Annotated in this window: 10 protein-coding genes and 1 pseudogene; all 11 read left to right on the plus strand. The window is 44.8% G+C overall.

Annotated features, from left to right (window positions below; translation table 11 throughout):
- The first annotated feature begins 4 nt into the window (after positions 1-4).
- Entirely contained in the window at positions 5-544 is a 540-nt protein-coding gene (gene hpt / locus WBM30_RS00740) for a hypoxanthine phosphoribosyltransferase (RefSeq protein ID WP_107994914.1), read from the plus strand.
- 122 nt (positions 545-666) lie between these two features.
- Positions 667-2,802: an ATP-dependent zinc metalloprotease FtsH gene (ftsH, locus tag WBM30_RS00745; protein ID WP_424898931.1), complete on the plus strand. Its 2,136-nt coding sequence runs from the start codon at positions 667-669 to the stop codon at positions 2,800-2,802.
- 159 nt (positions 2,803-2,961) lie between these two features.
- Positions 2,962-3,864 carry an Hsp33 family molecular chaperone HslO gene (hslO, locus tag WBM30_RS00750; protein ID WP_424898932.1) on the plus strand — a complete coding sequence of 301 codons (903 nt, stop codon included), beginning with the start codon at positions 2,962-2,964 and terminating at the stop codon, positions 3,862-3,864.
- 109 nt (positions 3,865-3,973) lie between these two features.
- Positions 3,974-4,900: a cysteine synthase A gene (gene cysK, locus WBM30_RS00755; RefSeq protein WP_424898933.1), complete on the plus strand. Its 927-nt coding sequence runs from the start codon at positions 3,974-3,976 to the stop codon at positions 4,898-4,900.
- A 187-nt stretch (positions 4,901-5,087) separates the two neighbouring features.
- A complete protein-coding gene (dusB, locus tag WBM30_RS00760; protein WP_424898934.1) occupies positions 5,088-6,116 on the plus strand; it encodes a tRNA dihydrouridine synthase DusB in 1,029 nt (342 codons plus the stop codon).
- 107 nt (positions 6,117-6,223) lie between these two features.
- Positions 6,224-7,702: a lysine--tRNA ligase gene (gene lysS, locus WBM30_RS00765; protein WP_424898963.1), complete on the plus strand. Its 1,479-nt coding sequence runs from the start codon at positions 6,224-6,226 to the stop codon at positions 7,700-7,702.
- A 333-nt stretch (positions 7,703-8,035) separates the two neighbouring features.
- A complete protein-coding gene (gene rpsL, locus WBM30_RS00770; RefSeq protein ID WP_424898935.1) occupies positions 8,036-8,452 on the plus strand; it encodes a 30S ribosomal protein S12 in 417 nt (138 codons plus the stop codon).
- A 46-nt stretch (positions 8,453-8,498) separates the two neighbouring features.
- On the plus strand, positions 8,499-8,969 hold the full coding sequence (gene rpsG / locus WBM30_RS00775) for a 30S ribosomal protein S7 (protein WP_086626904.1): 471 nt from the start codon (positions 8,499-8,501) through the stop codon (positions 8,967-8,969).
- Positions 8,970-9,086: 117 nt separating this feature from the next.
- The gene (gene fusA, locus WBM30_RS00780) at positions 9,087-11,177 is read left to right on the plus strand and encodes an elongation factor G (protein ID WP_424898936.1); all 2,091 of its coding nucleotides are present in this window, start codon (positions 9,087-9,089) and stop codon (positions 11,175-11,177) included.
- A 120-nt stretch (positions 11,178-11,297) separates the two neighbouring features.
- Positions 11,298-12,485 (plus strand): elongation factor Tu, encoded by a 1,188-nt coding sequence (tuf, locus tag WBM30_RS00785; RefSeq protein WP_086987318.1) that lies wholly within the window; start codon positions 11,298-11,300, stop codon positions 12,483-12,485.
- A 571-nt stretch (positions 12,486-13,056) separates the two neighbouring features.
- Positions 13,057-14,259 (plus strand): annotated as a pseudogene (locus tag WBM30_RS00790) (ammonium transporter); the annotation flags it as partial.
- Positions 14,260-14,383 lie beyond the last annotated feature (124 nt).

A 14,383-nucleotide genomic window follows, 5' to 3' on the forward strand; every position in this document is an offset into this window, starting at 1 on the left:
AGAAATGTTACATCCTGATATCAAGGAAGTATTATACAGTGAAGAAGAAATCAGCGCAGTAGTCAAAGACTTGGGCGCGCAATTGACGAAAGAATATGAAGGAAAAAATCCGTTGGTGATTGGCGTTCTGAAAGGGGCCGTCATGTTCATGACCGACTTATCTCGTGCGATGGCATGCGATCTGGAGTTGGATTTCATGGACGTTTCCAGTTACGGAGCTGGAATGGAATCAAGTGGAGATGTGAAGATTCTGAAAGATTTAGATACGACAGTGGACGGACGCGACCTGTTGATCGTGGAAGATATCATCGACACCGGACGGACGTTAAGCTACCTGATCGAAATCTTCAAATACCGTAAAGCCAAATCCATCAAAGTGGTCACTTTGATGGACAAAAAAGAACGCCGCGTCGTGGACTTGGAAGCGGATTATATTGGGATCAATGTCCCGAACGAGTTCGTAGTGGGATACGGATTGGACTTCAATGAAAAGTACCGTAACCTCCCTTATATCGGGATTTTAAAAACCGAAGTTTATGAGTAAAATCATTCGTTAAAATTGGTCAGATATGATATGATTAGTGAGATACCAGTATATTGAACAAACAAAAAAGATGAGACGTAAGATAAAGTCTGCGAAGAACGATATCTGACGAGGAGGTTCTAATGAAAAAAAATAATTTTCTTAAAAGCAGCGGCTTTTATGTGTTGATCTTCCTTGCGATCATTGCAGTGGTTTCAATGATTACAGGCGGTATGGAGACAGAAACAAGCCAAGAGATTTCAGCAAGCGAATTTATGGATGCCTTGAACTCGGAAGAGGTTGATAATTTTACGATCCAACCGGGTGCAGGCGTTTATGAAATCAGCGGTGAATACCGCACTGAACAAAAACTGGAAGTTGCTGATTCATCCAGCGATCTGCTGTTATTTGATGATACGACCAGTACAACAACGAAGAATTTCACAACCAGAGTCTTACCAAATGATGAAACTCTGAAACAGATTACAGACATCGCTGAAACGACGGATACGCAGATGGTGCCGTTGGAAGAAGATCAGTCCGGCGCATGGATCAGCATCCTGTTCAGTGTATTGCCGATCGTCATCTTCATCTTCTTCATGTACATGATGATGGGACAAGCTGGAGGAGGACAGGGCGGTAACCGCAATGTCATGAACTTCGGTAAAACTAAGTCAGAAGATGCCACCAAGAAACCCATGAAAGTGCGTTTCTCTGATGTCGCTGGTGCAGAGGAAGAAAAACAAGAGCTTGTTGAAGTAGTGGAATTCCTGAAGGATCCACGTCGTTTCACAGCACTTGGCGCAAGAATTCCGGCAGGTGTTTTGCTGGAAGGACCTCCAGGGACAGGTAAGACCTTATTGGCCAAAGCTGTCGCTGGTGAGGCTGGTGTACCTTTCTTCTCGATTTCCGGTTCGGAATTCGTGGAAATGTTCGTCGGTGTCGGTGCCAGCCGTGTGCGTGATTTGTTCGAGCAAGCCAAAAAGGCCGCTCCTGCAATCATCTTCATCGATGAAATCGATGCTGTCGGACGTCAACGTGGCGCCGGTATGGGTGGCGGACATGATGAACGCGAACAGACACTGAACCAATTATTGGTTGAGATGGATGGTTTTTCCGGTAATGAAGGCATCATCGTAATTGCTGCTACCAACCGTTCGGATGTACTCGACCCAGCATTGCTTCGTCCAGGCCGTTTTGACCGCCAAATTTTGGTGGGAAGACCGGATGTAAAAGGTCGTGAAGCAATACTGAAAGTACATTCCCGCAATAAACCGTTGGCAAGCAACGTCGATCTGAAAGTTGTCGCACAACAGACACCTGGCTTCTCTGGAGCAGATCTGGAAAACCTATTGAACGAAGCAGCCTTGGTCGCTGCAAGACGGAATAAAACAAAAATCGATGCACTTGATGTTGACGAAGCGCATGACCGTGTCATTGCCGGTCCGGCCAAGAGAGATCGTGTCATCAGCAAGCGTGAACGTGAAATGGTTGCTTTCCATGAAGCCGGTCATACAATAGTCGGCATGGTCCTTAGCGATGCGCGCATTGTCCACAAAGTTACGATCGTTCCACGAGGTCGCGCTGGAGGATACGCAATCATGCTTCCGAAAGAGGATCGATTCCTTATGACGAAGGATGAATTGTTGGAACAAGTGGTTGGCTTGCTTGGTGGACGTGTTGCGGAGGAAGTTGTCTTCAACGTCCAAACTACAGGCGCCAGTAACGACTTCGAACAAGCGACTGGCTTGATCAGAAGCATGGTTACCGAGTACGGTATGAGTGAGAAGTTGGGCACTGTGCAGTATGAAGGGAATCATCAAGTATTCGTCGGACGTGACTATGGTCAAACCAAAGCTTACTCTGAAGATATTGCATACCAAATTGACTCGGAAGTTCGTCGTATGATGAGCGAAGCGCATGTAAGAGCGCGTCAGATCATCGAAGAGCACCGTGAACAACTGAATCTGATCGCTGCAAAATTATTGGAATTGGAAACATTGGATGAGAAAACAATCCGCAGCTTGTTCGAAACCGGCAAAATGCCTTCGGACTCGAACACTGAAGAATTTCCAAGCGAAAACGGGCAGTCTTTTGAAGAAGCTAAACGGGCCCTTGAAAAGAAAGAGGCTGAAAAAGTTCGTCAAGAAGAGCTGGATCTTGCTGCTGACGAACCCGAAGATTCATCTGAAGTTTCATTACCTTCTGCAGATAGTGAAGCGGACAAAAATTCAGAAAAAGAATCGGAAAACGAAGCCACCGATACAGAAGAAAAATAAAAAAATAGCGTTTAACAAAAAGTCTGGGATGAAAATCCCGGACTTTTTGTCATCAACGAACAACTTTTCAAAAGTAAGTGAGCAAAGTATGGTTGCTTTCGTTCGGACCTATAGTAGAATGATAGAGAAACAATTTAAGAATGCGATGGAGGATTATACATGAGTGACTATTTAATTAAGGCTTTGGCATATGAAGGACAATTCCGGGCCTATGCGATCGACGCTACAGCAGCGGTTGCAGAGGCTCAAAGAAGACATGATACATGGAGCGCCTCTTCTGCAGCTTTAGGGCGCACGATGGTAGGGACGTTGTTGCTGGCTGCTGCCGGATTGAAGAACGAAGAAAAAATGACTGTCATCGTGAATGGGGATGGCCTGGGAGGCCGCATACTTGCAGATGCGAACGGCAAGGGCGATATCAAAGCCTATATTGCAAACCCGAACGTCAACCTTTCCTTGAACGGCGATGGCAAACTGGATGTGCGTGCAGTTGTGGGGACGGAAGGTAGCTTAACCGTCATCAAAGATTTAGGGATGAAAGAACCGTTTACGGGACAAGTTTCTCTTGTCAGCGGTGAATTGGGCGAGGATTTCACCTACTACATGGCAAATTCTGAGCAAATACCTTCAGCCATCGGTTTGAGCGTGCTGGTGGACACCGATGATTCGATCAAAGCTGCTGGAGGATTCATGATCCAGGTGATGCCTGACGCCAGTGATGAAGCAATCACAAAAGTGGAAAAGAATATCGCAGCCATTCCGTTAGTTTCCAGATTGATGGAAAATGGGGAAACGCCTGAACAGATTTTGACGCGCATATTGGGCGAAGAAAATGTGGAAGTGTTGGAGAAGATGCCTGTGCGTTTCCACTGCGATTGTTCCAGAGATCGTTTCAGCGAAGGGTTGAGTTCTATCGGCAAGACCGAGTTGCAGGAAATGATCGAAGAGGATCATGGCGCTGAGGTTGTCTGCCATTTCTGTGGCGAAAAATATCACTATTCGGAAGCGGATCTTCAGGAACTGGTGATGGCCATTGATGAAAAGCGCGCTGCCAACATCTGATGTCGCCGGCGTTTCGCTTGTAATGCGGTTTCACGTAACCTACAATGAAAGTAATCTATCCGTTTGACGGAACTGATCAGCAAAATCTATCTGAGCTGGAGGAATCGACATGGTAAAAATAGTCTCTTCAATTGCGAGTTTAATCGGGGAAACGCCGATAATCAAACTGAATAAAGTTGTACCCGCGGGTGTGGCTGATGTTTACGTTAAGCTGGAATCGTTCAACGCGGGTGGAAGTGTGAAAGACCGCATCGCTCTGAATATGATTGAAGTAGCGGAAGAAGAAGGCCTACTGAAACCCGGGTACACAATCGTTGAACCGACCAGTGGAAATACAGGCGTCGGCTTAGCTATGCTGGCTGCTGCAAAAGGCTACAAATCAATTTTTGTCATGCCCGATACGATGAGCATGGAAAGACGCTTATTGTTGGCAGCTTATGGCGCTGAACTGGTTTTGACTCCGGGCGCTGAAGGAATGAATGGCTCGATTGCGAAAGCAAGGGAAATCGCAGCGCAACCGGACCACTTTATGCCGATGCAATTCGATAATCCTGCTAATCCTGCTGTACATGAAGCCATCACTGGCCCGGAAATCATCGAGGCGTTTGAAGGCAAAACACCTGACGCCTTTATTGCCGGAGTCGGAACGGGCGGAACAGTTACAGGTGTCGGCAAGGCTTTACGCAAAGTCAATCCTAATGTGGAGATTTATGCATTGGAGCCTACCGATTCAGCTGTGTTGAGCGGAAAGCCGAAAGGCCCGCACAAAATCCAGGGTATCGGGGCGGGCTTTATCCCGTCAGTCTTGGATACGACACTTTACAACGGTATCGTCCAAGTCTCCAATGAACAAGCCTTCGAAATGGCTCGCCGTGTCGCACAGGAAGAAGGCATTCTGGTGGGTATTTCAGGTGGAGCTGCCATCGCCGGTGCCATCGAAGTGGCCATCCGGTTAGGCAAAGGCAAGTCAGTCGTGACTGTGGCACCGGATAACGGAGAACGTTACCTGTCCACGCCTTTGTTCAGCGTACAATAACAAATGGATAAGAAGGGCAGGCCGATCGAATGGCTTGTCCTTTTTCTTATTGATGATGCGTCATCTGCATCAGGCAAGATATTTTTCTTTTCTTACTGATTGTAAGATGATAGAATGGTCCAAGAGTTTTTCGAGCATCCAGCAAACGGATGGGATCACCATAAATAAATAACAAAGGAAGTAAAAAATGTATAAAATTGGCAATATTGAAATCAATAATCCGGTCGCAGTCGCACCAATGGCCGGAATCAGCAACGCCGCCTTCCGTGTCACCGTCAAAGAGATGGGCGCAGGTTTGGTCGTCTGCGAGATGATCAGCGATAAGGGCATCCAATTCCGCAACGAGAAAACCTTGCGGATGCTGCACATCGAACCGAATGAATATCCGTTGAGCGTACAAATCATGGGCGGCAACAAGGATACATTGGTTGAAGCGGCGAAGTACGTAGCGGAAAACACAGAAGCAGCCATCATCGACATCAACATGGGCTGCCCCGTCAGCAAAGTCATCAAGGCGGAAGCAGGAGCCAAGTGGTTGTTGGATCCGGGCAAAGTCTATGAAATGGTTTCCGCTGTCGTGGATGCCGTGGATAAGCCTGTAACTGTGAAAATGCGGACTGGTTGGGATTCAGATCATCTTTTTGCAGTGGAGAATGCCTTGGCTGCAGAACGCGCTGGTGCAGCTGCAGTTGCGATGCATGGCCGCACACGCGTACAGATGTATGATGGCAAAGCCGACTGGAACATCTTCAAGGAAGTCAAACAAGCTTTGACGCGTATCCCATTATTGGGGAACGGGGATGTCAAGACGCCTGAAGATGCGAAGCGGATGATGGACGAAACAGGCGTGGATGGTGTCATGATCGGCCGGGCTGCCTTGAGCAACCCTTGGATGATCAAACAGACAGTCCACTATCTGGAAACCGGAGAGATGTTGCCGCAGTCGACTCCGCGTGAAAAATTGGAAATCGCAAAACTGCACTTGGATCGATTGACCGATCTTAAGGGTGAAACAGTCGCTGTCAAAGAGTTCCGCAGCATCGCGGGTTATTACCTGAAAGGCATTCCGCGTGCTTCAAGAACAAAAGCTGCAGTCACTTCTGCATCCAGACAACAAGAAGTTGTCGACTTGCTGGATCGGTTCATTTATGAAATAGAAGAACGCGAAGCCTCAAAAGAAGCGCCTACATCCGAAAAAATCGAAATAAATAGCTAAGACGGCTTGATTTTTCACTCTTTTATTGGCAATATTAAGAAGATTATGAAACAAGTAGATTTAAGAACGGAGTGACCTCATTGAGTCAAGAAAAACATTCAGAAGAAATGAATGACCAATTACTGATTCGCCGTGAAAAAATGCAGACTTTACGCGAAGAAGGAATTGAACCCTTTCAAAATGGTTTTGTAAGAACACATTTATCCGCAACTATCCATCAAGAGTTCGATGCTTTTACGAAAGAGGAAATCGAAGAAAAAGATGAGACCATCGTTTCCGTAGCGGGAAGAATTATGACCAAACGTGGAAAAGGCAAGGTTGGCTTTGCGCATTTGCAGGACAGCAAAGGCCAAATCCAGATTTACGTGCGCAAAGATGCTGTCGGGGAAGAAAATTATGCAATCTTTAAGCAAGCCGATCTCGGGGACATTATTGGCGTAACTGGCCCAATCATGAAAACCGATGCCGGTGAAGTCACCATCAAACCGACGCAGCTTGTTCATTTGACGAAAGCGTTGCGTCCGTTGCCTGACAAATATCATGGGTTGACGAACGTTGAACAAAAATATCGTCAACGCTATCTTGACTTGATCAGCAACAAAGAAAGCTTCAACAAGTTCGTGCAACGCAGCCAGATTATCAGCGAAATCAGAACCTACCTGAATGGCCTTGGCTATTTGGAAGTCGAAACACCGACTTTACACAACATGGCTGGTGGGGCAACCGCAAGACCGTTCATCACGCACCACAACGCATTGGATATGGAATTGTACATGCGCATCGCATTGGAGTTGCATTTGAAACGCCTTGTGATCGGCGGCATGGAAAAGGTTTATGAAATCGGTCGCGTATTCCGTAACGAAGGAATCGACACAACCCATAATCCTGAATTCACGATGTTGGAGATGTATACAGCCTATACAGACTTCCACGATGTGATGGAAGTGGTTGAAGGCATCTTTGAGACGGTTACAACGAAGGTCAAAGGCTCCTCAACTGTGGTCTATGACGGTACCGAAATCAACTTGGCCGGACCATACCCGCGCATCCACATGGTTGACGCAGTCAAATCCATTACAGGTGTCGATTTCTGGGCACCGATGACGGACGCAGAAGCGCAAGCTTTGGCGGAAAAACACAATGTGCCGTTCACGAAGAATATGACGGTAGGGCACATCATCAATGAATTTTTCGAGGCATTCGTGGAAGACACATTGGTTCAACCGACATTCATCTACGGTCATCCGCTGGCGATTTCGCCATTGGCTCGTAAAAATGAAGAAGATCCGCGCTTTACGGACCGTTTTGAAATCTTCATCATGGGCAAGGAATATGGAAACGCCTTTACCGAGCTTACGGATCCGATCGATCAAAGAGAACGATTCGAAGCGCAAGCTACGGAAAAAGAGCAAGGCAATGACGAAGCGCATGGCGTTGACGAAGACTTCATCGAAGCTTTAGAATATGGTATGCCTCCAACAGGCGGATTGGGCATCGGTATCGACAGATTCGTGATGATGTTGACCGACAGTCAATCAATCAGGGATGTCCTGCTGTTCCCGACGATGAGAAATCTAGAGATTTAACTTAGAAGCGAGGGGCTGCTGCAAATTGCGGTAGCCCTTTTGTATGTTTAAAGAATAGCGCGCTGCCGGTGCGCCCGGAATCGAATAAAAAAACGAAAAATATTGTAAATAATACAAGATAAACGGTTGACGGACAGAAATATACATGTTATGATTCATAAGGTGATTTTATACACAGATTCCTGAACAATATCTTTCAGTCGTGCTGACTGGTGTATGATTGTCACAGAAAGAATAGTGAGTCGAAATATTCGATTTATTTATTTTTTTAACTAAAAAGGAACCACCTGGATGTGTGGACCTAGATATCCCATCGAGGAAGGAGGAAAATCAATGCCTACAATCAATCAATTAGTGCGTAAACCTCGCAAATCTGCTATTGTAAAATCAACTGCTCCTGCTTTAGGAAAAGGGTACAATAGCTTCAAGAAATCTCAAACAAATACAAACTCACCTCAAAAACGTGGTGTTTGTACTCGTGTGGGTACAATGACTCCGAAAAAACCTAACTCAGCGTTACGTAAGTACGCTCGTGTACGTTTGTCTAACTTGTTAGAAGTTACAGCTTACATTCCTGGTATCGGACATAACCTACAAGAACATAGCGTGGTGCTAATCCGTGGCGGACGAGTAAAAGACTTGCCAGGGGTACGTTATCATGTCGTTCGTGGCGCTCTTGATACAGCTGGTGTAACCAACCGTATGCAAAGCCGTTCTAAATACGGAGCTAAGAGACCTAAGAAAAAATAATTAAACAATAAATGAAAAAACAAAAGTTAAGGAAGGAGGAATTTGAATGCCTCGTAAAGGTCCAGTTACAAAACGTGAAGTAATGCCAGATCCAATTTACAATTCAAAATTGGTGACTCGTTTGATCAACCGTATCATGGTTGATGGGAAACGTGGTAAAGCTGCTACAATCTTATATAACGCATTTGAAATGATCAAAGAATCTACAGGAAACGACCCGTTGGAAGTTTTCGAACAAGCTATGAAAAACATCATGCCTGTTTTAGAAGTAAAAGCACGTCGTGTAGGGGGTTCTAACTACCAAGTTCCTATCGAAGTACGTCCAGATCGTCGTATGGCTTTAGGATTACGTTGGTTGGTAAGCTACTCTCGTCTACGCGGTGAAGATACTATGGAAGAGCGTCTAGCTAAAGAAATTATGGATGCTGCTAACAACTCTGGTGCTTCAGTTAAGAAACGTGAAGATACACATAAAATGGCAGAAGCTAACAAAGCTTTCGCTCATTACCGTTGGTAAAATTTTCTTGCAAGAATTTTTTCTTGCAAGAAATTTGCTTTATGGTTGTATAAGTCACCATTTTTTTAATAAAATGGACTTGCAATTACTTTTAAAAGAGAGAGGTGTTTGAAGAAGATGGCACAAAGAGAATTTTCTCTACATAATACGAGAAATATCGGTATCATGGCTCATATTGACGCTGGTAAAACAACGGCAACTGAACGTATTTTGTACTATACCGGTAAAATCCATAAGATCGGTGAAACCCATGAGGGTGCTTCACAAATGGACTGGATGGAACAAGAACAAGAACGTGGTATTACCATCACTTCAGCTGCTACTACTGCACAATGGAAAGGGTATCGCGTAAACATCATCGATACTCCTGGACACGTGGACTTCACTATTGAAGTTGAACGTTCCCTGCGTGTATTGGATGGCGCTGTCGCTTTACTTGATGCACAATCAGGCGTAGAACCTCAAACTGAAACAGTTTGGCGTCAAGCTACAACTTATGGTGTTCCTCGTATTATATTCGCTAACAAAATGGACAAAATGGGTGCAGATTTCTTATACTCTTTAGACACTCTCCATGACCGTCTGAATGCTAATGCGCATCCGATTCAATTGCCGATTGGTTCTGAAGATACATTCAAAGGTATCATCGATTTAGTCGAAATGAAGGCTGAAATCTATGACAACGACGAAGGTACTGAATACCATGAAGAGGATATCCCTGCGGAATATCTTGAAGCAGCTGAAGAATGGCATACTAAATTAGTTGAAGCTGTTGCTGAAACTGATGAAGCTTTGATGGAAAAATATCTTGATGGTGAAGAAATTACGAAAGAAGAATTGAAACAAGGCATCCGTACTGCTACATGTAATGTAGAATTTTTCCCGATGCTTTGCGGTTCTGCTTTCAAAAATAAAGGTGTTCAATTGTTGCTTGATGCAGTTATTGACTACCTTCCATCACCATTGGATGTTGCTGCCATCACAGGTACTGACGTAGATACTGAAGAACAAATCGCTGTTCCTGCAAGCGACGAAGCGCCATTTGCAGCCTTAGCATTTAAAGTTATGACTGACCCGTTTGTAGGCCGTCTGACATTCTTCCGCGTATATGCTGGTACTCTTCAAAGTGGTTCTTACGTTCAGAATGCCACTAAAGGCAAACGCGAACGTGTAGGCCGTATCCTACAGATGCATGCTAACCACCGTAACGAAATCCCAGAAGTATTTGCTGGAGATATCGCTGCTGCAGTTGGCTTGAAAGATACGACTACAGGAGACACTTTGTGTGATGAAAAGAAACAAGTAATCCTTGAATCCATGAATTTCCCAGAACCAGTTATCGAAGTTGCTATTGAGCCTAAATCAAAAGCTGACCAAGATAAAATGGGTATCGCGCTACAGAAACTTTCTGAAGAAGATCCTACTTTCCGTGCTTCCACTAACCCAGAGACTGGTCAAACGATCATCGCTGGTATGGGTGAGTTGCACTTGGACATCATCGTTGACCGTATGAGACGTGAGTTCAAAGTTGAAGCTACAGTAGGTGCTCCTCAAGTATCTTACCGTGAAACATTCCGTCAATCAGTTCAATCTGAAGGTAAATTCGTTCGTCAATCAGGTGGTAAAGGTCAATTCGGTCACGTATGGGTTGAGTTTACTCCTAATGAAGAAGGAAAAGGCTTTGAGTTCGAAAATGCTATCGTCGGTGGGGTTGTTCCTCGTGAATACATCCCTGCAGTTGAAGCAGGTTTGAGAGACGCTATGGAAAACGGTGTGTTGGCTGGTTATCCTTTAGTTGACGTTAAAGCTAAATTGTATGATGGTTCTTACCATGATGTCGATTCATCTGAAACAGCATTTAAAGTTGCTGCTTCACTTGCTTTGCGTAACGCAGCTAAAAAAGCTGACCCTGCAATCCTTGAACCAATGATGGCTGTAGAAATTACAGTTCCTGATGACTATTTAGGAGATGTAATGGGTCATGTAAGTTCTCGTCGTGGACGTATCGAAGGTACTGAAGCACGCGGAAACGCACAAATCGTTAAGAGCAGCATTCCATTATCAGAAATGTTTGGATATGCTACAACTTTACGTTCTTCTACACAAGGCCGCGGAACGTTCTCAATGACATTCGATCATTACGAAGCTGTTCCTAAATCTGTTCAAGAAGAAATCATCAAGAAGAGCGGAAAAAATAGCGAAGAGTAATCTCGCTGTTGCTTAGCTTGTATATTGCTTTTTCGAGCACAAATCGGTATACTTTATACGATAGACGATTAAAGTCTAGACAAATTATAAGCACTCAATATGAGGAGGAAATGATTTAAAATGGCAAAAGTAAAATTCGACCGTTCAAAGCCCCATGTAAACGTTGGTACAATCGGACACGTTGACCATGGTAAAACAACATTAACTGCAGCTATCACAACAGTTTTAGCTAAAAAAGGGTTCGCTGAAGCATCTAACTATGCTGCAATCGACAACGCTCCAGAAGAAAGAGAACGTGGTATCACGATCAACACTTCTCACGTTGAATACTCAACTGAAACTCGTCACTACGCTCACGTAGACTGCCCAGGCCATGCTGACTATGTTAAAAACATGATCACTGGTGCTGCACAAATGGACGGCGCTATCTTAGTAGTTTCTGCTGCTGATGGTCCAATGCCACAAACTCGCGAGCACATCTTGTTGTCTCGTCAAGTTGGTGTTCCTTACATCGTAGTATTCTTGAACAAAGTCGACATGGTTGACGATGAAGAATTATTGGAATTAGTTGAAATGGAAGTTCGTGACCTGTTAACAGACTACGATTTCCCTGGCGACGATGTTCCTGTAATCGCTGGTTCAGCTTTGAGAGCTCTTGAAGGCGACCCAGCTTACGAAGAAAAAATCTTGGAATTGATGGCTGCTGTTGACGAATATATCCCAACTCCAGTTCGTCAAACTGACAAGCCTTTCATGATGCCTATCGAGGACGTATTCTCAATCACTGGACGTGGTACTGTTGCTACAGGCCGTGTTGAACGTGGACAAGTCCGCGTTGGTGACGAAGTTGAAATCGTCGGTATTGCTGAAGAAACTAAGAAAACAGTTGTTACCGGTGTTGAAATGTTCCGTAAATTATTGGATTACGCTGAAGCTGGCGATAACGTAGGAGCTTTGTTACGTGGTGTTACACGTGAGCAAATCCAACGTGGTCAAGTATTGGCTAAACCAGGTTCAATCACTCCACATACAACTTTCACTGCTGAAGTTTATGTACTTTCAAAAGAAGAAGGCGGACGTCACACTCCATTCTTCACAAACTACCGTCCACAATTCTATTTCCGTACAACTGACGTTACAGGCGTATGTAACTTACCAGAAGGCGTTGAAATGGTAATGCCTGGCGACAACGTTACTATGACTATCGAATTGATCCACCCAATCGCTATCGAAGACGGAACTAAGTTCTCTATTCGTGAAGGTGGACGTACAGTAGGCGCTGGCGTTGTAGCTTCAATCACTAAATAATTTTATTTTAAAATAAAATTCGGAAAACGGGAGCTTAGGCTCCTGTTTTTTTTTTTGGAAAATTTCGATCCCGGAAGGCGCTCTTCAATAGAGCGTCTTTTTGTGTGGGGTGAGAGCAGTGGGCGCCCCGGAGAGGAAAGCCCAGAATTTTTACCATTTCAGTTCTATCTTTATTGGCGTTTATATTATATAGAAGAAACAGGATTTCCGACTGGGCTTGCTGGGGTGACCCATTCATTGAACGCAGCTATTTTACAGATATATTGCCCAATTTTTAACTTTTTTTGTTGCGACCTCAGTTCATGTCAGGTTATATAACGCATTTTTAGTGATTGAACCGTTTTCATGACACAGTTACAGCACTTATCGAGGGCGGGATAGCCATTTATTTGCTGCTAGGGCAACTTGCGCAGCATTAAGCGTCCATAACGACTTGTTCATGTCACTTTTCATCACACGATTCGTCATCATTTTGATGCTTTTATATTTTATAGGGTGTAAAGTAAGAAACATCACAAAGCAGTAATACACCAAAAAAATTATCAGCAAAAGGAGAATCTATATGGAGAACATTAATTATGCAGACACAACTTTCGTCTTCCTCGCAACGATCTTAGTCATGATGATGACGCCCGCTTTATCCCTATTCTACGGAGGGATGGTCCGGAAGAAAAATGTCCTAAGCACAACAATGCACAGTTACGCTGCCATCGCAGTCGTTTCTATCCAATGGCTATTATTCGGCTATTCTTTTGTATTCGGAGGCGACTCGAAATTTTTCGGCGATTTGTCTTTCACATTACTCAACGGTGTAGGCTTCACGCCGATCGATTATGCACCGACCATTCCGCATCAACTATTCATGATGTTCCAGATGGCTTTCGCCATAATCACTCCAGCCTTGATTTCAGGAAGCATCGCGGAACGCATGAAGTTTCCAGCATTCCTTGCCTTCATTCTTTTATGGACGACTTTCGTCTATGATCCGATTGCCCATTGGATTTGGGGAAATGGTGGTTGGATTCGTGAACTGGGTGCACTCGACTTCGCGGGCGGAAGCGTAATCCATATCAGTTCCGGTATATCGGCGCTGGTAGCAGCCATTTATCTGGGAAAAAGAAAAAACCACGATTCCGTCAAACCGCATAATATTCCGATGACAATGATCGGTGCCGGCCTTCTGTTATTCGGCTGGTTCGGCTTCAACGCCGGGAGCGCTTTGGCGATCAATGATATTGCACTGGATGCCTTCATCACTACAAACACTGCCGCTGCTACTGCCGGCATAAGCTGGATGATCTGCGAATGGATAATCCACAAGAAACCGACTGCACTTGGATTCGTCAGCGGTATTGTAGCTGGTCTGGTTTCGATCACTCCTGGTGCCGGATTCGTCAGCCCAATTTCAGCTTTAGCCATCGGTTTCATCGGCGGGATCGTCTGCTTCTATGGCGTATCCGTCCTGAAGAAGAAATTTGATTATGATGATGCGCTTGATGCATTCGGATGCCATGGTATCGGCGGTATCTGGGGCGGAATCGCAACAGGAATCTTTGCAACAAGCAGCATCAACCCTGCAATCGAAGGCGGTTTGGTTGACGGCAGCGCATCACTTTTGATAGCAGAAATAATCAGCATTTTGGCTGTACTTGCATACGCTGGTATCATGTCCTATCTACTGTTGAAATTGATCAGTAAATTTATGCCAGTGCGAGTCTCTGAAGAAGAAGAAGACATTGGATTGGATTATGCTCTTCATGGCGAAACGGCATACGGCAGTCTGGCTGTAGCTTTTAGTGAAACCAATTATTCAAATACAGCTGCATCGGTTGTACCGGGTGAATTGAAATCTGCCTTCCAAAAATTCCAGGAGCGCGCTTTCGCAGGCAACGATCAGG

Origin of the sequence: Trichococcus sp. (assembly GCF_049684335.1) — a bacterium.
Classification (GTDB): domain Bacteria; phylum Bacillota; class Bacilli; order Lactobacillales; family Aerococcaceae; genus Trichococcus.

What these genes read in the sequence shown, in the direction of transcription:
- fusA (WP_424898936.1), top strand. Translation starts at nt 9,087, where the DNA reads ATGGCACAAAGAGAATTTTCTCTACATAATACGAGAAATATCGGTATC.
- dusB (WP_424898934.1), top strand. Translation starts at nt 5,088, where the DNA reads ATGTATAAAATTGGCAATATTGAAATCAATAATCCGGTCGCAGTCGCA.
- cysK (WP_424898933.1), top strand. Translation starts at nt 3,974, where the DNA reads ATGGTAAAAATAGTCTCTTCAATTGCGAGTTTAATCGGGGAAACGCCG.
- hpt (WP_107994914.1), top strand. Translation starts at nt 5, where the DNA reads ATGTTACATCCTGATATCAAGGAAGTATTATACAGTGAAGAAGAAATC.
- tuf (WP_086987318.1), top strand. Translation starts at nt 11,298, where the DNA reads ATGGCAAAAGTAAAATTCGACCGTTCAAAGCCCCATGTAAACGTTGGT.
- lysS (WP_424898963.1), top strand. Translation starts at nt 6,224, where the DNA reads ATGAATGACCAATTACTGATTCGCCGTGAAAAAATGCAGACTTTACGC.
- hslO (WP_424898932.1), top strand. Translation starts at nt 2,962, where the DNA reads ATGAGTGACTATTTAATTAAGGCTTTGGCATATGAAGGACAATTCCGG.
- ftsH (WP_424898931.1), top strand. Translation starts at nt 667, where the DNA reads ATGAAAAAAAATAATTTTCTTAAAAGCAGCGGCTTTTATGTGTTGATC.
- rpsL (WP_424898935.1), top strand. Translation starts at nt 8,036, where the DNA reads ATGCCTACAATCAATCAATTAGTGCGTAAACCTCGCAAATCTGCTATT.
- rpsG (WP_086626904.1), top strand. Translation starts at nt 8,499, where the DNA reads ATGCCTCGTAAAGGTCCAGTTACAAAACGTGAAGTAATGCCAGATCCA.